General features: G+C 47.5%; 17 protein-coding genes and 2 pseudogenes. 2 read left to right on the top strand and 17 right to left on the bottom strand.

From position 1 onward, the window contains the following. The 10 genes and pseudogenes from HMPREF9009_RS22415 to HMPREF9009_RS25505 form a co-directional block, all read right to left on the bottom strand. Nucleotides 1-1,244, bottom strand: a 1,244-nt coding sequence (locus tag HMPREF9009_RS22415; protein WP_049703304.1) for a PHP domain-containing protein, incomplete at its 3' end; no start/stop codon positions are given. A gap of 392 nt (nucleotides 1,245-1,636) precedes the next feature. Beyond that, on the bottom strand, nucleotides 1,637-2,650 hold the full coding sequence (locus HMPREF9009_RS22410) for a tyrosine-type recombinase/integrase (RefSeq protein WP_049702041.1): 1,014 nt from the start codon (nucleotides 2,648-2,650) through the stop codon (nucleotides 1,637-1,639). Further along, a complete protein-coding gene (locus HMPREF9009_RS22405; RefSeq protein ID WP_049702042.1) occupies nucleotides 2,634-3,590 on the bottom strand; it encodes a tyrosine-type recombinase/integrase in 957 nt (318 codons plus the stop codon). The genes HMPREF9009_RS22410 and HMPREF9009_RS22405 overlap by 17 nt, the downstream gene beginning before the upstream one ends. After that, on the bottom strand, nucleotides 3,587-4,798 hold the full coding sequence (locus HMPREF9009_RS22400; protein ID WP_049703303.1) for a tyrosine-type recombinase/integrase: 1,212 nt from the start codon (nucleotides 4,796-4,798) through the stop codon (nucleotides 3,587-3,589). The genes HMPREF9009_RS22405 and HMPREF9009_RS22400 overlap by 4 nt, the downstream gene beginning before the upstream one ends. A gap of 132 nt (nucleotides 4,799-4,930) precedes the next feature. Further along, nucleotides 4,931-8,626: pseudogene (locus HMPREF9009_RS22395) on the bottom strand (N-6 DNA methylase); the annotation flags it as partial. Continuing rightward, nucleotides 8,616-9,068, bottom strand: a complete 453-nt coding sequence (locus HMPREF9009_RS22390) for a DUF1896 domain-containing protein (protein ID WP_008645575.1) — start codon at nucleotides 9,066-9,068, stop codon at nucleotides 8,616-8,618. The gene HMPREF9009_RS22390 and the pseudogene HMPREF9009_RS22395, both read right to left, overlap by 11 nt. Before the next feature lie 321 nt (nucleotides 9,069-9,389). Next, nucleotides 9,390-11,471 carry a type IA DNA topoisomerase gene (locus HMPREF9009_RS22385; protein ID WP_049703302.1) on the bottom strand — a complete coding sequence of 694 codons (2,082 nt, stop codon included), beginning with the start codon at nucleotides 11,469-11,471 and terminating at the stop codon, nucleotides 9,390-9,392. Between the two features lie 59 nt (nucleotides 11,472-11,530). After that, a complete protein-coding gene (locus HMPREF9009_RS22380; protein WP_049703301.1) occupies nucleotides 11,531-13,108 on the bottom strand; it encodes a DUF3945 domain-containing protein in 1,578 nt (525 codons plus the stop codon). Between the two features lie 19 nt (nucleotides 13,109-13,127). Further along, the gene (locus HMPREF9009_RS25510; RefSeq protein WP_009016627.1) at nucleotides 13,128-13,478 is read right to left on the bottom strand and encodes a helix-turn-helix domain-containing protein; all 351 of its coding nucleotides are present in this window, start codon (nucleotides 13,476-13,478) and stop codon (nucleotides 13,128-13,130) included. Nucleotides 13,479-13,481: 3 nt separating this feature from the next. Continuing rightward, the gene (locus HMPREF9009_RS25505) at nucleotides 13,482-13,838 is read right to left on the bottom strand and encodes a helix-turn-helix domain-containing protein (RefSeq protein ID WP_032535420.1); all 357 of its coding nucleotides are present in this window, start codon (nucleotides 13,836-13,838) and stop codon (nucleotides 13,482-13,484) included. A 208-nt stretch (nucleotides 13,839-14,046) separates the two neighbouring features. Between HMPREF9009_RS25505 and HMPREF9009_RS22370 the strand changes: the two genes are divergently transcribed. Beyond that, nucleotides 14,047-14,340, top strand: coding sequence for a helix-turn-helix domain-containing protein (locus tag HMPREF9009_RS22370; protein ID WP_032535412.1), 294 nt, complete (start codon nucleotides 14,047-14,049; stop codon nucleotides 14,338-14,340). Between the two features lie 39 nt (nucleotides 14,341-14,379). Then, nucleotides 14,380-14,685, top strand: a complete 306-nt coding sequence (locus tag HMPREF9009_RS22365) for a helix-turn-helix domain-containing protein (RefSeq protein WP_049703300.1) — start codon at nucleotides 14,380-14,382, stop codon at nucleotides 14,683-14,685. A gap of 75 nt (nucleotides 14,686-14,760) precedes the next feature. On the opposite strand, the gene HMPREF9009_RS22360 is transcribed toward HMPREF9009_RS22365, so the two are convergent. The 7 genes and pseudogenes from HMPREF9009_RS22360 to HMPREF9009_RS22330 form a co-directional block, all read right to left on the bottom strand. Continuing rightward, nucleotides 14,761-15,123, bottom strand: coding sequence for a RhuM protein (locus HMPREF9009_RS22360; protein ID WP_049703299.1), 363 nt, complete (start codon nucleotides 15,121-15,123; stop codon nucleotides 14,761-14,763). Nucleotides 15,124-15,136: 13 nt separating this feature from the next. Beyond that, entirely contained in the window at nucleotides 15,137-16,372 is a 1,236-nt protein-coding gene (locus HMPREF9009_RS22355; protein ID WP_049703298.1) for a site-specific integrase, read from the bottom strand. A gap of 300 nt (nucleotides 16,373-16,672) precedes the next feature. After that, nucleotides 16,673-18,976: pseudogene (locus HMPREF9009_RS22350) on the bottom strand (SusC/RagA family TonB-linked outer membrane protein); the annotation flags it as partial. Nucleotides 18,977-19,005: 29 nt separating this feature from the next. Further along, nucleotides 19,006-20,166, bottom strand: coding sequence for a FecR family protein (locus HMPREF9009_RS22345; protein WP_008645680.1), 1,161 nt, complete (start codon nucleotides 20,164-20,166; stop codon nucleotides 19,006-19,008). 67 nt (nucleotides 20,167-20,233) lie between these two features. Further along, nucleotides 20,234-20,788 carry an RNA polymerase sigma factor gene (locus HMPREF9009_RS22340; RefSeq protein ID WP_008645681.1) on the bottom strand — a complete coding sequence of 185 codons (555 nt, stop codon included), beginning with the start codon at nucleotides 20,786-20,788 and terminating at the stop codon, nucleotides 20,234-20,236. 34 nt (nucleotides 20,789-20,822) lie between these two features. Further along, complete coding sequence (locus tag HMPREF9009_RS22335; RefSeq protein ID WP_009039694.1) at nucleotides 20,823-21,524, bottom strand: Crp/Fnr family transcriptional regulator; 702 nt, start codon at nucleotides 21,522-21,524, stop codon at nucleotides 20,823-20,825. 116 nt (nucleotides 21,525-21,640) lie between these two features. After that, nucleotides 21,641-23,830, bottom strand: a complete 2,190-nt coding sequence (locus tag HMPREF9009_RS22330) for a glutamine synthetase III family protein (RefSeq protein ID WP_008020941.1) — start codon at nucleotides 23,828-23,830, stop codon at nucleotides 21,641-21,643. Nucleotides 23,831-23,941 lie beyond the last annotated feature (111 nt).

The following is a 23,941-nucleotide window of genomic DNA, read 5'->3' as shown; positions in this document are numbered from 1 at the left end:
TTAACTTCTTTGAAGTACAAGTTGGCAACGTTATCCTTCCGGCATTGTTCTATCAACTCTTTCAAGAGTGACTTCAGTGAAGCTTCGGGCAAATGTCTATTGACAAGCGATTTGTAAAGCTGTGATTCTAATAAAGTCAGTGTCGCATTGATAAGTTTTTTAATCTCATCATAACTAAGCTCTTTGAAATCGCTTTCATTAAACAGTTTTGACTTTGAGAAAACATCGTTTACATCGCTCTGCTGCGCTGAAGACATAACCGCTTCAAGGTACTTCTGCAACTTCATCTCATCCTCATCTGCTGAACAAGTTTTCAATATATCTGTTACTATAATGCCAAACTCGCGCAAGTAATCCTCTGCAGAATTTTCTTGTCTTACTTTTAAATCATTTTCAAACTGTTCAGAATCATTCCTACTGGTATTGAGCAGTTCAAATTGTTTAATGTATTTTGCCCTTCCTTCAAAACGGCTGGCAATAGCATTCAAGGTATGAGTTTTTCCTGTAGAACGTTTCCCAAACATAATATTAAGCCCCGTTGACAACATCTGTCCATTCGGGAATATCTGAAAAAGTTTAATTCCTTTTTCTGAGGTCAGTGAAACCTTTGTCTTATCCATTAGGCAGAGTTTCAGTGTATTGACATTCACCTGATCAATATCAAAAAATGTATGGCTGACAGGATATTTATCTGGTGTAACACCTTTTTCTATTCTAAAGTCACTGAAATAGACAGGTGTAAGCTCTGTATCCTCCTTCTCCATATAAATAAACTTCTTGACGCTTGACACTTCACCTGCTATTATGTTTCTTCCCAATTTTTCGATGGTATCTTTATGAAGTTTTGGTTCTTTTTCATAATGTGGTATAAGTAAATATTTACTCAAGTCACCAAATATTCTAATGAATGTATCATAAGGAATATCATCATCCTTAGTTTTTATTAGATTTTTTACTTCTTCACATTTTGCATTAAAATCAAACAGCGTCCCGTCATCGTTATTCGCTATGACAAGAATATGCCCATTCTCCAAATCTACTTCAATACCGGGTAAGACGACTATTTGAGTCAATGCATCCTTTATTTCTTGGAACTGTGCGTAGTCAAACAAGTTGTGATTTGTGATAGCAATTACATCCAATTCTGTCTTTGCAACATAATCCAACAAAATGTCCTTATCGTACGTAAACGCTCTATCTGATACAGAAGGTACTGTATGAATATGCAGGTCACATCTTTTCATATTTTTTTAATCATTGTTATACCTATTTCAAAATCCCACAGGTCAAGTGGAGTTTTGGTTTCAAATTTACTGAATTATTTTGTATGACAGATGATTTTATGTAAATTTTGATGTAATGATGGCAAAATATACGCTAAATGATGCTTAAAATATTTCTATCTTGAAAGGGCTTGTAAACACATACTTCATTTATTTCTCGAAAGGATATTCAGGGGCATCGAACAGGTAGAATATTCAAAGCGCTACAACTTTAATAACTTCATTGTAAACATACTGGGATCATGACTACATATTGCTGTTTTCCCAAAGAAGCCATGCATCAATATCCTTCGTATATTGATGCATGGCTTTGGTTTGAATTCATCAAACTTACGTTAAAGATATTTTAAGACTCATATCCCCCCGTTTTTCCACTTCTTTGCGATATTTCTTTGATTCTCATTTTCAAGAGTTTCCAAAGCTTTTTCTTCTTGTTCTGTAGTTATGTCAAGATATACCATTGTGGTTTGAATACATTCGTGTCCAAGCAAATATGAAATTTGAGCTATGTTCATTCCGTTTTCGAGCCAATGTGAAGCCTTGGCATGCCTGAATTGATGAGCATGTAAATCCAACGGTACATCTTCACAAGTTTTATGAGCTATTGAGGCATATTTTTTCAGCATTTTATTCACATTTTCGGCAGACATCGGAATGTATAACCCTTTACTTTTTGAATAAAAGATCAATGCATCCATATCATCATGCTTTGGATGGTATTTCTTGAGGTACTTTTTTAGGCATTGCACCGGCTTGGATAAAAGAGGAAGAGGCCGTTTTTTTCTCCCTTTTCCTATGACAATCATGTGAGGTTTGGCACAATTCATGACAATATTACTAATTTTCAGAGTAAGAAGTTCATTAATGCGTACAGCTGTAGAGTACAAAAGCAACATCAATGTAAAGTCTCGAAAACCTGTTGCCGTTCTTTGATCAGGTGCGGACAACAGGGCATTGACTGCTTGCTTGCTAAGTCCGGCAACTTTCTTTTTGGTAGTCTTTTCATTCGGTACATTCTCTGCTTGTAGAAATAGAGCCATATAAGTCACATCTCTGTCCGCTATGTATTTTAAGAAGGCACGCAAAGCGGACAGTCTCACATTGCATGTTGTAGGAGTACAGCCTCTATTGTTTTTCATCCAGATAATCCATTCCATGATGTATTCTTTACGAAAACACTCCGCATTCAATGTTTCTGGCAAAACACCTTTCACATTTCTAAGAAATTCAGTATAGAGTGTCATGGAAACCTTGTAGTTTCTTTTTGTGTGAGGACTACATGCCTTTATTGAAGGTACATAGTATTCGAGCCAGTCATGTAGATAACAGGTTATCTGTACCGCTTGCGGATTAATCTTTTTCTTCATCTGTTCCTTGTATTAACGATTCGTACATTTCTATATCATCGAACTCCATGATGTCTGAGATTGCAGGTGTCAAAGAATAATAAGCCAAAGTACTCTCTATCTGCTTATGTCCCATGCTTTTGCTTAAAGCAAGCAACTTGTCGTGAATGGCAAATCCTTGGTGGATCCAACTGTTTATATTCTCAATGGCATAGTTGTGTCTTAACTCATACGGTGTGGCATGAAGTTTATTGCAACCTTGCCACAACACCCGAAAGTGATATGTTACCCAAGCAGGATTGTGCGGTTTGTCATCTGGCGTTGGGAAAAAGATTCTGCGGTTGGGGATCAATTCGGAAATCTTTCTGTCATAGATGCGCATCAGTGCCAACATTGTATCATGAAGGACAACAAAATGCTGGTCATACCCTTTACCCCTCTTGATGGAAATTACTCCGTTTTCAAAATTTACATCTTCCCGTTCCAATAAAATTGCTTCTGTCGTTCTCATTCCGGAACTGTATAACAGACGGAAAAATACAGGCAGGATTATACGTTGAATGACAGAAAGCGTACCGCGTCTCGGTTTTATGTTGTCACAGGCATTAAAAAAGCGTTCCAATTCTTGACGTGTGAAAGCATGTGGTATATAGGTTCGTGGAACTGACTTCGGGACTTGTGGTAAATCAATGTTCGTCAAACCACGTTTTTTCATGTACTTGATGAAATTGAGTATGGGATAAATTCTTGACACACAAGAATTGGTACTCTCTGATACCCTTTGTCTGCACCATTTATCAGCCATTTCTTGTGTAAGTTCTGCTTGTGCCGGATATTCTCTTGTACAAAAATGTTCGAACAGAATCACATTCTTAATGTAGCTGTAACTGTCACGTCCGGATGCTTTACGGTATTTTATGTATCCGTCTATTATTGGAGAAAGGTATGATTGTGCTCTCATTTATCAAACACCTCCTTTCTCATAGGGAATCCCTTTATACTTAGTGAACACTCTTTCAGGCGTTTGAATTCCGCACTGAGATAATGATCAAGGGATTCTGGCGATGAATGTCCGAGAGCAGCACTTATGACAGGTTGTTGTACACCTGACTGTAGCAGGGCTGTTGCAACGTGGTGGCGGAATAAATGTATGCTCTTTCTTTCCTTGGATTGTAACCTTATTCCAGCCTTGTACATGAGTTTTGAGCATATTGCATCGAGATTACTTGTGTGTAGTCTTCGGTATGGCGCATTTACTGTAAGGAAAATGTATGGATCCGGACATATCGGCCGCTCTTTCTGTAAGTAGTCAAAAATAGCATTTCCAACCACAGCACGAAGAGGCAGTATTAACTGATTACCGGTTTTTGACTGTGTAATTTTTATTAGGTCATGTTGCCAATCGAAACTGTCGAAAGTCAGCCCAGATATATCACAACCACGCAACCCAGTGTACATGGCAATTGTTATAATAGCTTTATCTTGTAATGAAACAGTGTCGTCATATTCCAGTGTATGCTTGATAGCGTTCAGTTCTTGTTTCGTGAGATATTGAATGTTTTTTCGTTTGTTTGGTATGGAGGGCAAGTATGAGATTATCCGTCCGACAGCTTCTCCATAATACGGTACACATGCCTTAAAGCCATATTCTACATTGTATTTGAAAGAATGTCCTTTCATTGGCATCTCTTCTGGAGAGAATACATGCAGTATAGCATCTTCAGTTATTGATGCAAGAGTAGCCATTCCATACCTTTGTAAATCAAAAAAGAAGGAACAAAGTGCAGACCTCACACTTCGAAAGAACCTTTTCTGCTGGTCGATAGAAGCGCTGACAATATCTACGACTTTCCTATATTCTTTGTTGAGCAAGTCATAGTGGTACGGCTTGTGGTAATGTTTATGTCCATCCGGAAATATACCCTCTTCCGCATACTGCCGGATTACACGCAATAAACGGACTTTATTCCTAAGTGTGTACTTGTTAGACCACAAATCCGCCAATGTACATTCCACATCGGCATAATTTTCCCACTGGTATTGTTTAAAATTATCAGACAACCATTTACCAAATTTACTCACATAATCTATATACATAGATGAATATCCGGCATTTTGCAAGTAGGTTAGCAGGCATGGGAGCTGCTCGTTTAAATGTAATACATCCATAATTGAATATCATTTTAATAGTTTGTTATTCTTAGTTATAGATGCAAGAATAATCATAACCTATTGTTTGGCAAAGTTTCTGATTATTAATATTATTAGATATAAAATAGGAGAGTTAAAAAAGTTCTGATAATGGCTCTCGTCAATGAAGATGTGGTCGATGCCCATCTGCTTGAAGTCCACTACGTCATCCGTGCGGGATTTGATGGCGTGTTCCACTTTCTCCAACTTCGCCACAAGGTTGTGCTTGCGTTTCTCCAATCCTTTCAGCATCGCCCGCGACACGTTCTTGCCCTGCTGCCGCAGCACTTCAAGGTTTTCCTCCACCGTGTCAAGCTCCGCTTGCAGGATGCGCTGTTGCAACTCCGGCGACTGTGGTATCTTGCCGAACTGGTCGTGCGACATGATGACGCAATCGTAGTCGTTGTTCTTGATGTTGTTGAAAAAACGCACGCGGTTGGCAGTCGAGAAATCCTTTTCCGAAGCGTAGAGAATCCTCGCATTAGGATATGCCGCCTGATAAGTGGCTACTATCTCCGCCACGTTCGCCTTCAAGCCGATAATCATCGGCTTGTGCGCCAAGTTCAGACGCTTCATTTCATGCGCTGCAATACACATTATCAGTGTTTTACCTGTTCCAACTTCGTGGTCACAGATCCCGCCTCCGTTCTGTTTTATCATCCAGACGCAATCCTTCTGCGACGGATAAACGCTTTGAATACCCCGGCTTGCCAATCCTTTCAGATTGAGGTCGGGAAACGTCTGGTGCGAACCGTCATACTTCGGTCGCACGAAACAGTTGAACTTGCGGTTGTACATTGTCGTCAGCCGTTCCTTGAACTGCGGCGACTGCTCTTCCAGCCATTCCGAGAACCCGTTACGGATTTCGTCAATCTTGGCGTTGGCGAGCTGTATGCCCTCGCTGTCGCGCACCTTGATGTCATTGCCATGCTCATCCTTGCCGATGGACTTCATCATGTCGGGGCAGGTGTTGTGCAGGGCGTGTTTCAACAGGTGCATACCGTCATAGTTCCGGTAATAGCCCTTCACTAAAAACTCGTCCGTGATTTTCATGGTGCGGTAGCCGCACGCCACCGAATACTCGTCCATGCTTGCGGAGTAGGCGATTTTCACGTCCGTGTCGAAAAGATGGCTCATGTAGGCGGCGTACACGCCCGTCGGAATCCAGCGTTCCCCGAAATTGAAGTCGAGGTCCTCGAAGGCGATGCGCGGCGGCTCGGCTTCTTTCAGAGCCAACAACGCCTGCTTCACTTCCGGCATACGCCCGTTTTCTGGGTTGTCACCCATCCATGCCTTGATGCGCTCCGCCTTCTCTATCACGTTCCCGGCGATGAACCTGTCCTTTATCTCGTAACCGGTTACGAGCGGGTTGTAGAAGATGCGTCCTTTGAGGGCGTCAAGCAATCCCTCTTCCGTGCTGTCGGTTATCTCCCGCATATAGTCGAGATTGACCGTGCCGAACTTGTTGAGCGATGCGGAGAGTGCCTCTTCGGGAGAGCTTACGTTGGCATGGCTCTCCACCGAGAAGGAAACGGGACGCTCGAAGATGTCCGCCTTGACGAACCTGCCGTCTTCCGCACGTTCCAACGAAAGGATGTCGCGCCCGGCGGCATCCATCATCAACAGTTTCACGTTCTGCTTGGCATTGAGGTTGCCGTAGCGCATGACAAACTCATCGTAGCAGGTGTTCAACGCTATGCGTTGTGCAGACCCTTCATCGTGATACTCCGCCTCGTAGCGGTAAAGCCGCTCGTATGAATCACGGAGTGACACATACAACATCGCTTTCTCCTTCTGGTAGCCAGTCAGGTCAAGCGGTTGGAATGTCGCGCCGTAAGGCGTGAGGTCTTTCAAATAACCGAGATTGCGTGAAGCATCCAGTACCATAGAGCCGTCACGATAGTGCGGCTCCAGCATGCCGTTGAACGGACGGGGAGAAAGGTCGAGAGGTTCCTCCTCCGGTTTTTCCGCTTCCATTTCGGGGAAAAGGGAGGTTGCAGCCGTTTCCGTTGCGTGAGCGGCAGGAGTGGCGGCAACTTCCGGCTGCGTTTCGGGTTGCCGTGTTTCCTGCTCCGGTGCGGCTTTCACGTCCGGGACATGCTGCCGTTTCTCCTGATGCTGTGCCGCCAGCCTGCGAAGCTCCTTGCGTCGCTCCGGCGTGAGGTCCATCATCATTTCATAGAAGCCGTTGATGGGCGGGTTGGTATCCCAATCCAAAGTGGCGTAAATATCATCCGGATCGGCTTTGGCTGCGACACTCACCGGCTTTGTTTCTTGGCTGTCCCTGTTCTCCGTCGGTGGTGCGGCAGACGGCTGTGGCGGTGCGGTCGTAACCTTCGGCGTAACCTGCGCCTGCGGTTTGGGAGGCATACGTCTTGCCGGGCTTTCCTTTTTCGCCGTCTTTTTCTTCTTGGAGGGTGCTTCCTGCTTGCGTACCTCCTCGGTCATGCCCCAGAGGTCGAGCAGGGAGAGCTGCACGCCCTCCGAATAATCGGGACGGTGCGGCTCTATCTCCGGCTTTTCTTCCTCCGGCTGCGGTGTTACCGCTTCGGGCTTGGCTGCCATTTCATTACGTGGCTGTATCTCAGGAGTGACAACTGGTATGGAAATGGTTTCCGTAACCGTGCTTTTCCCCTGTGCCGGATGCAGGCTGTACATTTCATACAGTTCTTTGTCAAACTGATGCAACTCGATTTTCAGATGTTCCCGCAAGTCCTCCGCCATTTGCCCGATGCCGCCCCGGTGCAGGAGTTGATAGGCAGGTTTCCCGTAAGGGTCTGTGCCTCTGATTAAATCCGTATTGGAAAGAGAGCTGATGCTCCATACATACCCGTTCACCGAAGTGCCGATGGGCGTCTGTTCGGTCTGCATGAAAAGTTTCTCGTTGTAGTACAGTTCCCCGTTCTTTCCGCTGTTCTTTTGCAGGATAATCAGGTCGCTGCCCACCTCCGTACCCGCGTTGTCCGTGAAGAGATTGTTCGGCAGGCGTGCGACACCCACCAGATTGGCATTACGCATCATATACTCGCGTATGGGTGCGTTGGACGGTGCGTCCAGCACCCCCTGCGAGGTGATGAACGCCACGATGCCGCCCTCACGCACAGCGTCAAGGCTTTTCAGGAAGAAGTAGTTGTGTATTGCCTTCGGTGCGGAACGCCTTGCCGGGTCTTGGCTTCCTGTAAACTCCGGGTCGAACACAGCCACGTCGCCGAACGGGATGTTCGAGATGGCAAGGTCGAAATAATCCGTGAAGGGCTTCTCTATCTTCTCGAATCCCTGCACCCTTACCTTTTGGTCGGGATGCAGGTGTCCCAATATCTTGCCCGTCATCAGGTCTTTCTCGAAAGCCATGATGTCCGCGTCCGGCTTGTTTTCCAGCACGGCATCCACGAATGCGCCCACGCCCGCCGACGGCTCCAACACACGGTCGGGACGTATGCCGTGTTCATGCAGAGCCTCCGCAATCGTGCCGGTTATCTCCGGCGGTGTGTAGAATGCGGTCAGCACGGACTGCTTCATGGCATCCGCGTACCGCTTGTACTCCGTATCGTCCTTGCTGTTTTCACGCACCAGCCTGTGCAGTTCCACCGTAGGGGCAAACAGTTCGAGGTCCGATTTCGCCCAATGCACGGCATCCGTCAGTTCCTTTGCCGGGTTCAGTATGCACTTCAACCCGCCGAAACCGCAATACTTCCGAAGTATGGCTTGTTCCTCGGCGGTTGCCGTCCTCCGTTCCCTGTCAAGGATGAATGCCGTCCGTATCGCCTCGATGTTGTCCCGCAGCCGTTGTTTGCGGTTAAACGCCATATTCCCCGATATAAAGGACAACGGCTCCCGTCAGCTCCGTGTAGAGCAGGTCGTATTCGGGCGACAGGGCGAAGTTGTCGTCCGAAAGATCATAGGCGGAGAATACGTTGCCGACAGGCGGCAGCAGCTTTCGGATGAAGGCTTCGCGTTTCTTTTCCGGCACTTCGTCGGCAAACTCGTTTTCCACGACTTCGCGGAGGATGGCGTACTTGGAATAGCGAAGACCACGCAGGAGCGTGTCCATCGCCAACTCCTGCGCCCCCTCGGACGGATAGCCTTCGAGCCGCGCACGCTCATACGTTTCGGCGGCACGGTCGGCACGTTCCCGGATGAAGGCATCGTCGGAAGCCTGTTCAAACCTGTTCGTGCGGAGATAGTCCAGCAGGTACAGACCGTAATAGGAAAAGTCGGTCTGACCTTCGTTTTTCTTCTTGTTGTTCATTACTTTGGAATTTAGTGGGTTGATAATGATGGGGATAATCGTCTGAAAAGGAGAATGAAAAGGCACTCGGTATCCCTCCGAGTGCCACCACTAAATCCAAAGTATGAGTGTAATCCGGTATCGAAGAACAATTCATTACTCTGAACCAGTGGCAAAGGTAGTGCAAATCGAAGACAATATGAAATAAACCCGTTTATTTCTATTGTTGAGGTGCAGCCTACTTTCTCAAAAGTTAATACTATTTCTTCCGTCCTGAAAATTTCCTGCTCGTTTTCCTTTCGGGAAACACGAAATCTCGTGCAAGTGAGAGCAAAGTCAAGTTTATTTGGACTTTGCCGAACGCCGCCGAGATTGGGTGAAAACCAAAGTCGTGTTATAGTCCCCGTCAAAGGCGACTATGGCGTCGAAGCTCTTGCCCTGCTTGCTCTTGAAGCCTTTGAGCGGCTTCGTATGCCCATCGGTGAGCAGCTCTTTGATCTCGTCATCGGAAAGGGTGCGGTTCGCCTTCAGGCGGAACACGGGTAGCCCGCAGTCCGCGTTGTCGCAGCGGACGACCTTGCCGTAGAACTGCATACTGCCCGTTCCGCACTTGGGACACTTGCAGCCGGAATCCCTGCGGGCGAACAGCTTGTCGCACGAGAGCAGTTCGGAGGTAATCTCCTTTGTGTACGCCTCTATCTCCTTGCAGAAGGTGTCGGCGGGCAGCTCCCCGCGCTCGATGCGTGCCAGATTCTTCTCCCATTCGCCCGTCATGGCGACGTCGGCGATGCGCATCGTCTTCACGACAGAGTAAAGGGCAAGCCCTTTTTCTGTCGGCACAAGCGATTTCTTGCAGCGTTCCATGTAGCCGCGCTTGAAGAGCGTTTCGATGATGGCGGCACGGGTGGCGGGCGTGCCGATGCCGCAGTCCTTCAAAGCCTGACGGAGTGCGTCGTCCTCTATGTCCTTGCCCGCCGTTTCCATAGCCGAGAGCAAGGTTGCTTCGGTATGCAACGGCTTGGGTTTGGTCTTTCCCTCCGTGATGGAACAGCCTTTCAACGTCAGCGTGTCGCCTTCCCGCCAGCCGGGGATGGCGGTTTCTTCCTTGTCCTCCTCACCATATACGGCACGCCATCCGGCTTGCCTGATGACGCTGCCTTTCACCGTGAACTCCACTCCGGCACACTCCGCCGTGACGGTAGCGGTGTCCTTGACGCATTTCTCGGAGAACGCCTCGATCATGCGCCCGGCAACCATCTGATAGACGGTGTTGTCTTCTTTGGAGAGGAACAGCGGTTTCTCTCCCGTGACGAGCAGGGCGTGGTGGTCCGTCACCTTGCTACCGTCCACGCTTCTGCGTGTCGGGACGGCTTTCGGCTGCACCTTGCCTTTCCATTCGGGCAAAGCCCCGATGAAGGCGAGCAGCTTGGGGATTTCGGCGAACACGTCTTCGGGGATGTAGCGGCTTCCGGTTCTCGGATAGGTGATGAGCTTCTTCTCGTAGAGCTTCTGCGCGATTTCAAGCGTCTGTTCCGCCGTGAAGCCGTGCTTGGTGTTGGCTTCCTTCTGGAGCGTGGTCAGGTCGTACAGGAGCGGTGTTTCCTCCGTCTTCTCCTTGCGTTCGGCTTTCGTGACGGTGGCTGTGCCTGCCGACTTCACCTTATTATACAGTTCCGTCGCGGGCTCTTTCTCTTTCCATTTTTCGGAAGAGGAAAACTTCACAGTTCCTTCGTCGCAGCCGTCCGTTGCGATATGGAGCTGCCAGAAGGCTTCGGGCGTGAAGCGGCGGTTCTCCCAGTAGCGTGCGCACACCATCGCCAATGTAGGTGTCTGCACCCGCCCGACGGAGTAAGTGCCGTGTCCGGCGGCGATGGAGAGTGCCTGCGTGCCGTTGATGCCCACGAGCCAGTCCGATTCGCTCCGCGCTTTGGCGGCAAGATAGAGGTCGTCGTATTTGCCGCCCGCTTCAAGGTTGCGCAGTCCCTCGCGGATAGCCTTGTCGGTAAGCGAGCTTATCCAGAGGCGGACGAACGGGGTGGCGCATCCGGTGTAATGGTAGAGGTAGCGGAAAATAAGCTCACCCTCGCGTCCGGCATCGGTCGCCACGATGATCTGTTCACTTTCCTTGAATAGCCGGGTGACGGTCTTGATCTGCGTCACCACGCCGCTGTCGGGCTTGTAGCCCTTCTCCGTCTTTACCTGACGGGGGACGAGCGTGAAGGTGTCGGGGATGACGGGCAGGTTGTCACGGACGAAGCCGCGTATGCCGTAGCCGTCGGGCATGGCAAGCTGTACGAGATGTCCGAACGCCCAAGTCACGGCGTAGCCGCCTCCCTCGAAATATCCTTCCTCTCTCTTTGTCGCGCCCACGATACGGGCGATCTCACGTGCCACAGACGGCTTTTCTGCAATGATTGTCTTCATATTCTTCTGTCGTTTTGAATTTTACAAATGTTACTTCGGATTTAGTGGCGGACACCGGATTACATCTTCATGCCCTTATTGTTTCTTTTTTGCGGCTTCTCCTGCTGCTGTTGCTGCGCGGTGTCCTTCGGGGCGGTCTGTCCCTTCCGCAACGGCTCCTTCAGGTTCTTGGTAGCCTCGTTGGTCTTGCCCTCGCTGTTCACCGCCACCTGCGTGCGGCTCTCGTTGGAAGGCGCGACCTTCTGCGCGTTGTCGGGGTTGGTGTCGTAGCGGTACGGGCGTCCCTTCTCCGGGTTGAACTTGATGTACATCGTGGCGTGGAAGCCCTGCTTGTCGGTCACGTTCTCCAGTTTCACGGCTTTGCCCGCCACGTAGTCGGCTTTCTGCTGCTCGGTGAAGTCCACGCCGCTCCATTTGCTGATGGGGCGGATGCTGCCGTCGGCGTTCGTCCACGTGTTGCGGCGTTGCTCCTTGTTCGTGTTGGCTGTGTTTTCCGTACCTTGCGCCTGTTTCTCCTTATTTTCCTGTGTCTGGACGGCACGGGGCGACCTGCCGGTTCCCGGCACGAACTCCACGCCGCGCTGCTCCACGTTCACTTGCAGGGTGGTGACGAACTTCCTGCCGTCCTTGCGTTCGATGAGTTTGTCACGCACGGGCAGACCGGCACGCAGCATGTCCTGCTCCTGCTTGGTGATTTCCGTCTTGCCGATGCGTTCCGGTATGCGCACCTTGCTGGCCGAGACATCCGTGATTTCGTTCGTCTTGCGGTCGATGCTGACGAACGAGGGGATGATCTCGCCCGTTTCCCTGTCCACGAGGTCCACGACCCTGCCGAGGTTGCCCGTTTCGCGCAGGTTCTTCCGGTCATCGTCGGAGAACTTGTGTTCCTTGTACTCGTCGAGCTTCTGCTCCTTTCGGATGAAGTGCGGCACAAGGCTGACGTTGCCCTCACCGTCTTTCTTGAAGGAGAGGCGGGCGTCCAGCTCGAAAGCCTCTCCGCCGAAATTGGGCGACACCCTCACCAAGTCGGACTTGCCGTAGTTGAGCATCCTGTTAAGGTCGCCCGACTTTTCAAGGTCGTCGCGCTTCACGCCCCATTTCTCCTCCAACTCCTGCCAGTTGATCTTGCTCTCGTCGATGGGCTGGTAGCCCCGGTTGCCCTGCGTCTGCTGCGCGCTTTCCTGATTCTGTTCGCTTTTCTGTTCCATTTCTTCCTGTTTTTTAGGTTCGTCATCTTGTTTCTGTTCCGGTTGTTCCTGCTTTTCGGCGGACTGCTCCTCCTGTACTTTCTTTTCGTAGCCGGAGGTGTCCACCTTGTGGGGCGCAAGTAGCTCCTTGTTGCCGTCGGGGTCTTTCAGCAAGTCCTTGATAACCTCCAGCAGCTTGTCGGCTTGGTCCGCCGCGACACGGTAGAAACCGAAGCGGCTGGGTTCCTTGCATTGCCGGAAGAAGTTCTTGAAGAAGTTGTCCAGCACGTCGCCGTGCCGGTCGAATTGCAGGAAACTCTGCGCGTTCTCCGCTTTCGCGGGGATGCGCTTGGGGGAGCCGTCGGCGTTCAGTCCGGCTACCACGCTGATTTCGCCCGTCTTCTCGTCACGGACAACCAGCACGTCCTTTTCGTCTTTTTTCTTTGCCATCTGAAAAATGTTTTAATGGTTATTTTTGAAAGAAATTATGGATACGGGCCTTGTAGAAGGCTATGTCTTCCTTGCGGAAATCCTTTACATGTTCGGAGAGGAACGTCAGCACGTCCGCCTCGCTGTAATAGGTCTTTTTGCCGAGCGTCTTGTAGGGCAGCGCGCCGATGCTGCGGTAGCGTTGCAGGGTGCGCTTGCTGATCTGGAGCAGCATGCACAGGTCTTGGTTGTCGAAAAGCCTGATCCCGTCCATCGGGTTCGGGGCTTTGCCGGACGGCTGCATGGAGAGCAGCATCTCGTCCTGACGGTCGAGCCGTTCCATCACCTTCTGCATCCAGTTCTCGAAATTGTTGCGGGTAAGCAGTTCCATGTCTTACGTCCTCCTTCCTTTGGGTCTGCCGCCCGTGCGCAGCGTGTGGTTGCGTTTCAACTGTTCCGGTGTCGCGGCTTCGCCCGTAACGGTGCTGTCTTCGAGCAGGCGGTCGATTTCCGACTGCCGGTAGCGGCACTTGCCGCGCAGCACGACATAGGCGATGCGCTGTTCGCTGCGCATGCGCTGGAGGGTGCGGCAACTCACGTTCAGCAGGTGCGCCGCCTCGCGGGTGGTGAGCAACCTGTCGGGAGCTTCTTCCTTCCTACCGCCGGAAACGGCACGCACGTGTGCCGCTATCTCGGCTATCTGTTCCGTCAATGCGGTGAAGGCGGAACTTTCCATCGTTATCACTTTCATATTCAGTCCTTTCTTTGGGTTTCTGCGGCAAAATTCGGCAATAAACCAAAGGGGCTTTAACAGCTCACTACGTGGCTCACGTAAGATTTTTACGGATAATGGCTCCGTAACCCGGACAGACGGCGCAACAGGCTGCCTTTTAGCGAAAAACGGCTCGTGTTCAAGGCGGCTTCGTTACCTTTGCGGCAAACTCTGAAATGTTTTGCTTATGGAAATAGTATCTATCGAGAAAAAGACCTTCGAGATGATGGTGGCGTCCTTCAACGCCCTCGCGGAGAAGGTAGCCGCTCTGAGGCGCAGGAGCGACGGCGGGCGGATGGAAAGGTGGCTCACGGGCGAAGAGGTCTGCGGGCAGTTGAGGATCAGCCCGCGCACGTTGCAGACTTTGCGTGACAGGCGGCTTATCGGCTACTCGCAGATAAACCGCAGGTTCTATTACAAGCCGGAGGAGGTCAAAAGGCTCATTCCGCTTGTCGGCACGCTCTATCCCGGCGGAAAATGATTTGATTTTTATTATTCACAACCCACTGAATCCGAAGTTATGATGAACGAGAACAATGAAGTGTTTACGATGGAGGACGAGCCGCTTGCCACCGTCGTGCAGAACATGCGCAAAGGCTCGAAATGGCTCTCCGCCTTTCTGGAAAGTTACCGCCCGCCGTTGGACGGGGAGCGTTACCTGACGGACAGGGAGGTGGCGGAACTGCTCCGTGTCAGCCGCCGCACCTTGCAGGAGTACCGCAACAACAGGGTGCTGCCCTTTATACTTTTGGGAGGAAAGGTGCTTTACCCTGAATCGGGGTTGCGTGGGCTGCTGGAGGCGAACTATCGCAAGCCGATGGAATAAGGCGGCTGCATGAAAAAAAGGAAACGGACAACTCCTTCACGGGGCAGTCCGTTTCCTTTTTCTTTTTATGCGTGTTTAGCAATACCCGGCTTTTCCGTTCTGTATGAACATCACGTATGCCTGCCGCTTTTCTTTCGAGAGTGCCTTGCCCACCAGCCACGTGCGGAACACGTGTGCATGGTAGGTGTTCAGCCGGAAGGCGACGGGGATGATGATTTCCAGCGAATACACGTCGGCTGAAAGCCCGTTTTCAAGCCGCATGTAGCGGCAAACCTCGTAGTCGTTCAGCACGTCCGGCTTGCGGACGGCTCTGATGGCGGCGTTCACTGCCGGGACGCCCGTGTGGAACAGTCCGGCGATTTCTGTGGCGGTCATCCATACCCCGTTACCGGTTACGCTGACCGTGTTGTCCTCTATGATGATGGTTCCTCGTGTCATGGCTTCTATGTTTTTAGATGGTGCAACCTGCAAATTCCTCGATGCCGTTCAACCTTGCGGCAAGGTTTTCCATGTCTTGGTTGAGCTTCTCTTTGGTGATTTTCGCGTATATCTGCGTCGTCTTTATGCTCTTGTGTCCCAGCATGGAACTGACCGTCTCGATGGGCACGCCGTTGGAGAGGAACACCGTCGTGGCTGCCGTGTGACGGCTCTGATGCCACGTGATATGCTTGGTGATGCCGCAACGTTTGGCGACGGAACGGATTCCGGCAAGGCACGTGTTGTAGTGGGGAACGGGGAAAATCCTGCCGTTCCCGCACAGACCCCGGTATTTGTCGATGATGCGCTTTGCGATGTCGAGCAGGCGGATATTGGACACCACGCCCGTCTTCTGGCGGTTGATGTTTATCCACTCGTGTTCGTCGAAGTAGGTATGGATGTTCTCTTCCGTCAGGTTGCGCATGTCGGCGAACGACAGGCCCGTGAAGGCGCAGAACAGGTAGAGGTCGCGGTAAAGCTCCTGCTTGGCGTTTTTCAGCCTGCCCTCCATCAGCAGCCGGATTTCCTCTTTCGTCAGGAAACTGCGTGTCGTTTCCTCCTTCTTGATTTCATACTCCCGGAACGGGTCGCGTGTGAGCCACTCGTTGTTGATGGCGATGAACACCATCGTCCGCAAGGGGCAGACATACAGCCACACGGTATTGGTGCAGCAGTGCTTGTCCGTGCGTAGGAACATCTCGAAGTCGGAGATGAAAGCGGGCGTAAGCTCTTTCAGTGCGATGTCCTTCACGCGGTAGCGGATGGTGAGGAATTCTTGCAGGTGCTTGTAAACGGTCTTGTACTTCAGGAGCGTGCCTTTGGCTTTCATGCCAGCCTCCACCTGTTTCTCGTAGTCCTCGTTGTGCTGGCGGAACACCTGCATCAGCGTGTGGTAGCGGTGTTCCAGTCCGAGAAAGGCGTTCTTGACCTTCTCCGCCGTGACGAAATTGTCACGCTCCATGATTTCCTGATAATGTCTGTTGATGCGCACACGCATCTTGTCGAGCATGCGGTTCGTTTCGAGTGCCGCCGTGCTTCTGCCCGTGACACGTCCCCCTTTGGTGTCCCACAGCTTGGGATCGACGGTCAGTTTGCAACTGAACTGCGTCTGGCTGCCGTCCACCGTGATGCGTCCCATGACGGGTACTGTCCCGTCCTTTTTCACTACCTGACGTTTGAGGTAGTAGATTACTGAAAATGTACTCTTCATCGTCCTTAATTTTTTTAGGTTCAAAATTAGTCGGTGAAGAGTCCGTCGCCGGTACGCAAAACGGGGAGGAACGGCGCAATCTTTTTCCGTAACCGGATTTGTTGCGTGAGTTGTCAGTAACTCACTAATCCTTAACGCCTTGTTTCGCTATCCGTGTCCGTTTGTCGCCCTTCCGGGCATGGTTACGGACAAGTAACGTAGCGGCGTCCTGATTTGGCTTCAGCGGTGATTGTGATGGCTTCACGAATAATCGGAAGTACAACTGAAACCCCTGTAACTCAATTCTATCACTATATCTTTCCGCATTTCACTTTTTTGTAGTAACTTTGCATTAACAACATATCGGTTTTTGAGTGAATATGCTAGTGTGGCGAATACGGAAAGATAATTGTCTGTAGTATTGACTTTTCTCCATCCACCATCATATATCTTTTTTAAAAGCCCCCATCCTTCGTCTTTAGAACCTGTAATAGGTGTAAAAGCTTGTGGAGTGGTTGGTAATGTTATTACTTCTCCTCTATCTGGGGCATATCCCCATACCGTATTGCTGACACCTTTATTAGTGGAAGAACGTAATTCCATACCTACTAAAGCATTAATTCGGTTCTCATTATTAAAGGCTTTACTGAATTGCAGTTTATTTTGGATGTTGTAAGAGTATTGCTGTGCGTTATTTGTGAATAATTCGCCTCCGAATGGGAGTAAGGCTGCTCCAAACTCTTTACTGTTTGGTGAGACAGAGTTGAAATCATAACCACGATATGTTTCAGCAATATAAAACGTTTGTTCAGTTTCCCAAGCTTCGTTTGTGCTGTTATTATTGGAATATCCACCAGTAAATTGGTAAGTTAACCAGTCCAATATATTCCATTTCAAGTCTAGCGAAGCTGACATGAAACTTGATTTTGATTTAGAACCACTATTATTCCGTTCATTTTCGAAATTGTATGATAATGATTTGACTCCGCTATTGTATGGGTATGAGGCTTTCATTTGATAGTAAGCATCAGGGTCTATAGAACGATTGGTAGTAGTAGCATACCCCATAGGATTGACTCCTCCGGCAAAACCGTTATTCGTACTTACGCTACCGTTGATCGTTGCATTAATCGTTAGTTTTTGTACTGGGCGTATGGTGATGGCAACGCGTCCGGTCATACGTTCACTGTCGTTTCCTATTTCCTGCCCTTCGCTATTGGAATATCCCATAGAAGCTGCATAACTGTATTTATTTGTTCCACCAGAAACACTTATATTATGGTTATGGCTAAAAGAACGGCGGGTTAGTAGTTTGAACCAATCTGTATTTTGTGTTTCCAGAACGTTGCGTTGTGCCAGAAAATCTTCAGAAGATATATCGTGCGATAGATACATATTCAATAATCCTTCATAAGTATATATTTGTTTGATTGGTTCTGTGCCATAAGGTGTTCCCCAGTTAAAAGCTTCTTGTGAGAATAGTACTCTTTCTTTGGAGTTCATATAATTAAACTGTCCATAGTTGGGACGCGTACCCATTACAAAATTAGAGGTGTAATTGACACTTAGACGATCAGTCGTATTCTTTTTGGTTGTGATCTCAATAACACCATTCGATGCTTTTGAACCATAAATAGCGGTCGCAGAAGCATCTTTTAAAATACTAATGCTTTCGATATCAGCAGGATTTAACCAAGAAATCTGATTACCGATAATGTTTTTCAAGTCCTCTGTCATGAGAGAAGATGCATTCAATTCCAGGGGGTCTTCCTGAATGATGCCGTCGACTACCCAAAGTGGGTCTTGATTACCCAGTAAGGTACTGGTACCACGGATTTGAATTTTCGGGGCAGTACCTACACGACTACTTGTATTGGTGACAATCATACCTGCCACACGTCCTTGCAACATTTGGTCAATAGTGGTATATGAAGGCATTAAAATATCTTTTGCTTTTACTGTGGTAATAGAACCTACTAGGTCACGGCGTTGAATATTCTGATAACCGGTTACAACCACTTCGTCGATTTCAGTACTGGAACTGTTTAGAGTGACATTAATCGTTTTCTTTCCTGTATATCTTACAGTCTTTTTCTCCATTCCGATGAATGAATAAGTTAATATTAACCCTTCTTGCGCAGGAATATTAAAAGTGTAATGTCCGTCTAGTCCGGCGATAGCTCCATGTTTTGAACCTCGGACAGTGACTGTAGCTCCGGGAAGTGCTTCACCGCTTGCATCACGTATCCATCCACTAATCGTGATTTTATTAGTCTTTCTTTTCTTAATAACGATGGCAGTGCCTGATACTTCATAAGTCAGGTTAGTTCCTTCCAGACATTCATCCAGAATTTCGGTGATCGTTTTGTTTTTTGCCCTTACGCTGATATCGGTTATGTTAGCGATATCTTCTGTTGCGTACATAAAGATGAATTTTGTACGGTTTTGCAAATACCAAAGCGTAGATTCCAGGCTTTCGCCTCTCAGATCAACGGAGATTCGCTGATTGTCTTGTGCTTGAATCATAAGTGAAGAAAGGGAGAATATCCATAAAAGGCAGAGCTTAACGAAATTTCTGCTTACATAAGATACTCCCTTTGAGGAGGATTGTGTTCGTTTTTTCATAATGCGTTAGTTATAATATGTATTAATAGTTATTGTTTATAAGAAATGTGCAGTATACCTTCTCTTTGTTTTATGTCTACCATATTTAATTCCATTATCATGTCGATAATTGGATTCATGTTTGCATAGCGGTTGAGATAAGCTCCGATTTGTACCTGTCTGGCTGCATCGTCTTCAAAAGTGTATGTGAATCCGTACCATTTGGAAAGATATGACATTACATTCTCAAGAGGAACGTTCATAAATATGAATGATCCGGACTCCCAGGAAGTGTATAATTCTGTATTTACGTTAGATACGGTACTTTCCCGACTATTTTTGTCATATACGAAATGTTGGTTTGGAATCAATTCATAATCTTCGTTTTCACTGCTAATCTCTATAGCTCCACTAATTAGTGTAGTACTTTCCACTTCTTCATCCGCATAAGCCCTTACATTGAAAGAAGTTCCTGTCACCCGAATAGAAGTGTGCGGTGTTTGCACGATAAAAGGATGTGCTTTATCTGGAGCAACATCAAAATAGGCTTCACCTTCAACCTGTACGATGCGTTCCTTATCGCTGAAACAAATCGGATAAGTCAGTTGTGATTCTGCGTTCAGATGTACTTTTGTTCCATCCGAAAGGACAATGTGACATTCCATACCATGCAGTGTACGAAGCGTATTTTTGATTTCTTTCACTTTGGGCTTGTTGGCAGGAGTTTGATAATTTATCCCTTTGGAGTCAATGATGAACACTTCAGTTGCACCCTCCGGAAGGACATTCTCAAAAAGGTTGAAGGTGTTGCCATTACTTAAAGTCAGTTCTCCGCCATGGGTTCCTGGAGTGATTTCACCGATTGGTTCTCCGGCTACCCAATTATAAATAAGGTATGAAATCGGTATTAACAATAGCAAAAGAAGAGCCGCATATTTCAGACTCCTTTTCCATGAAAGAAAACCGGATGTTTTTTCTCCTCCTAGTAGCGGATAGATTCTGTCCCATGCCTTTTGTGAAGAGAAGCTTTTTATTAACCGGCTGTTTTCTTCATACGTTTCCTTATTTAATATCCGGTCGGCTATTTTTTGATGCTCCGGATTTTCATCCAACCACGCATGATAGTTTTTTTTCTCTTCGGGAGTAGACGAATGAGTAAATAAGGAAGCTAAGATTTTTGCAATTTTAAATTTTTCTTTGAATGAATTCATCGTTTTTTCGATTTGTTATATAAGTAAAACAATCCAATCGAAAAAACGGGGTAATCAAAAAGTTACTTTATTTGCATAAAAATAGTAATAAGGTGTAATTTATGCCTTTGAGACTTTCGCGAAGTTTGCGATAGGCGAATTTCTTTAACGTATGGACAGTGCCTTCTGAAATTTGCAATTTGTCAGCAATCTCATGGTTTTTTAACCCTTTCATAGAGTATAAGATGATATTTCGCATTTGGGTAGGCAATTCTTCTACCGCTTTGCGAACCATGTGGAATGTTTCCTGTTCGATAATAGCAGCTTCAAAACCACTATCGAATTCTTCCTGTCCGGAAAAATTAGGAATATCTAATTGTTCATGTTTTAGGTGATTCAGACATTTATTTCGGGTGACGGTATAAAGGAAGCTTTTTACTTTCAAAATGTTGTCGAAATCTTCTTTCCGTTCCCAATAAGCTAACAATACATCTTGCGCAATGTCTTTGCAAACTTCTTTGTCTTCAATATAGTGGGATGCGAACACGCAAAGAATAGGATAGTAGTCATCAAATAGCTTTTTGAAAGCCTGTTTGTTACCACGTCTGATGTCTGCAATTATATTTTCTATATGTATGTTCACTATTTAGGGTGGAGCGACTGGTGCAGGAATTTTCTTATCCAATCTTACTTATTTTCTTCAGCTTTTCTTCTTCGATGATTTTGATCTTTCTTCCGTCGATTGTAATCAGTCGTTCCGTAGCGAACTGTGACAATGTGCGGATAGCATTCGAAGTAGTCATATTAGAGAGATTAGCTAAATCTTCGCGTGAAAGATAAATGCTCAAAGTAGATCCGTCTTCTTCCAAGCCGTAGCTTTCTTTCAGGAAGATGAGAGATTCGGCCAAGCGTCCGCGGATATGCTTTTGTGTCAGATTGACAGTGCGTTCGTCTGAGATGCCGAGATCAATAGAAAGCTGGCGGATAAAAAACATAGCCAGGTCATTATTCTGGGCAACTAAAGTTAAGATAGCATTCATAGGAATCAGACAAACAACAGAGGGTTCGAAAGCTGCTGCGGCAGTTACAAAATCTTGTTTGGCAAAATAAGCACGATAAGCAAAGTATTCGCGTGGTTTAATCATGCGAATAATCTGACTTCTACCTCCCACGCCATCTTTGAAGATTTTTACTTTCCCACTGATAAGACACATCAGATGAGAAGGTGTTTCCCCTTCGCAGTAGATGGTTTCATTTTTTTTGTAGGTTTGTATCGTATAATTGTTCATCAGAAACTCCTTTTGCTCGTTATTTAAAGGAGCTAACATATCGGATAACGGTTCCGAAATATCGATGTCTGACATATTCATTTTTACCATGAGTGCTACAAAACTGTGTTATACAGCACAAAAGTAAAAAGAAAAAATGAGAAAATGAACGAATCTATAAAAAGATTGCACAAAAGTGGGAGCTTTCGTGCAATCTTATAGGCATTTTATTTAGTAAATAACAGTTCCCTGTATTTGGGTAACGGCCATATTTCATCGTCCACTTCCATCTCCAAATGATCGATGTGATCGCGGATTTGATCGAGGTATGGACGTACTTTTTCTTCGTATGCAAATGCTCTTTCCTTGTAGTTCTCCATGTGGTTGGCAACTTTTCGTGCTTCGGTCATTTCGCGAACCAGTACTTTGATGGAAGTGACCCGGTGTGAAATTTCACGGATCAGCTCTTTGCGGTCGGCACTCAACACTTCGTATTCTTCAGCCGGGAATATTTCTTTCAGTCCGCGAAGATTTTCGAGCAACCGGTTCTGATAGGCAACGGCAGTCGGTACGATGTGGTTAATGGCGAGGTCGCCCAGTACACGGCCTTCGATTTGCACCTTCATGGTATATTTCTCCAGTTCCACTTCCAGACGGCTGTTCAATTCGGTTTCGTTGAAGATACGTTCGCCAATCAGCACTGATTTGGATTGGTTGTCAATATAGTGCATCAGGGCTTCCGGTACGTGGCAGATGTTAGTCAGTCCGCGGCGTGCGGCTTCCTGTTTCCATTCTTCAGAATAACCGTCGCCCTCAAAACGAATCGGTTCGGAGGCGATAATCGTTTCTTTCAGTATGCGGAAGATGGCTTCATCTTTGCCTACTCCTTCTTCCATCAGCTTTTCTACTGATGCACGGAATTCGTTCAACTGGTTTGCCATGGCGGCATTGATTGCAATCATGGAGGCGGCACAGTTGGAAGACGAACCTGCGGCACGGAACTCGAAACGATTTCCGGTGAATGCGAAAGGAGAGGTGCGGTTACGGTCGGTAGTATCCAGTAGGATTTCGGGGATGCGTCCGATACCTAACTTCAGGGTGGTTTTTTCTTCCGGTGTCATTTTCTCGTTTCCTACCTGGCGGACAATTTCGTCGAGAGTGGACGATAGTTGTGAACCCAGGAAGCAGGAGAGAATGGCGGGAGGAGCTTCGTTGGCTCCCAAACGGTAGCTGTTGCTGGCGCTCATGATGGAGGCACGCAGTAAATCCTGGTTTTTATAAACCATCATTAAGGCGTTTACCAGGAAAGTGAGGAATAACATGTTTCCTTTCGGATTCTTTCCGGGGGCGAACAAGTTGATGCCGGTGTCGGTGCAGAGCGACCAGTTGTTGTGCTTGCCCGAACCGTTTACTCCGCTGTATGGTTTCTCGTGCAGGAGTACATTGAAGTGATGTTTCCTTGCAATACGTTTCATCAAATCCATAACAAGCTGGTTGTGGTCGTTGGCAAGGTTGCAGTTTTCGAAGATAGGGGCTAACTCAAATTGGTTGGGGGCTACTTCGTTATGACGGGTTTTGGCGGGAATACCCAGTTTGTGACACTCAATTTCGAGTTCTTTCATAAATGCCGTGACACGTGGAGGGATGGAGCCGAAATAGTGGTCTTCCAACTGTTGGTCTTTGGCGGAAGAGTGTCCCATCAGTGTCCGTCCCGTCAGGCAGAGGTCGGGGCGTGCATTATATAAGGAAGAGTCAACTAGAAAATATTCCTGTTCCCATCCTAAATTGGTATATACGCGGGTGATGTTCTTGTCGAATAGTTGGCAGACTTCCGTTGCTGCTTTATCTACAGCGGCAAGTGCTTTCAATAAGGGAGTTTTGTAATCCAGTGCTTCGCCTGTATAAGAAATGAAGATAGTGGGGATACAAAGAGTGGTGTCTACCACGAATGCCGGTGAAGAAACATCCCAGGCTGTATATCCTCGTGCTTCGAAAGTGTTGCGGATACCGCCGTTAGGGAAAGAAGAGGCATCCGGTTCTTGCTGGATCAGTAGTTTTCCGGAGAAGCGTTCGATTACTCCGCCGTCTTCGCCGAATTCGATAAAACCGTCATGTTTCTCGGCTGTTCCGTCTGTCAGAGGCTGGAACCAGTGTGTGTAGTGAGTGACGTTGAGTGACTTGGCCCAACTTTTCATGCCGTTAGCAATCAAATCTGCTATTTCGCGGCTGATAGGCGTACCTTTTTCGATAGCATCGGTTACAGCTTTGTAGGCTTCTTTGGGAAGATACTCCTGCATCTTCTTGCGGTCGAACACGTGGCTACCATAATAATCAGAGAGTTTGTTGGAAGGAGCAGTTACTTCCAGAGGTTTCCGGTTGGAAAGCTCTTGTAAGGCAAAAAAACGCATTTTTGACATAAATGGTCTACTTTTTATCGGTTGATGGTGCAAAATTATATGTTTTTTCTGAAAGTACCCCTATTTTAAAGGGGGTATTTTTAGAAATAAATGTATTTTTCTAAAGATACC

It is taken from the genome of Bacteroides sp. 3_1_13 (genome assembly GCF_001185845.1).
Lineage (GTDB): Bacteria > Bacteroidota > Bacteroidia > Bacteroidales > Bacteroidaceae > Bacteroides > Bacteroides xylanisolvens.
Note: the sequence above shows the minus strand (reverse complement) of the source record. Positions and strands in the feature narration are given on the sequence as shown.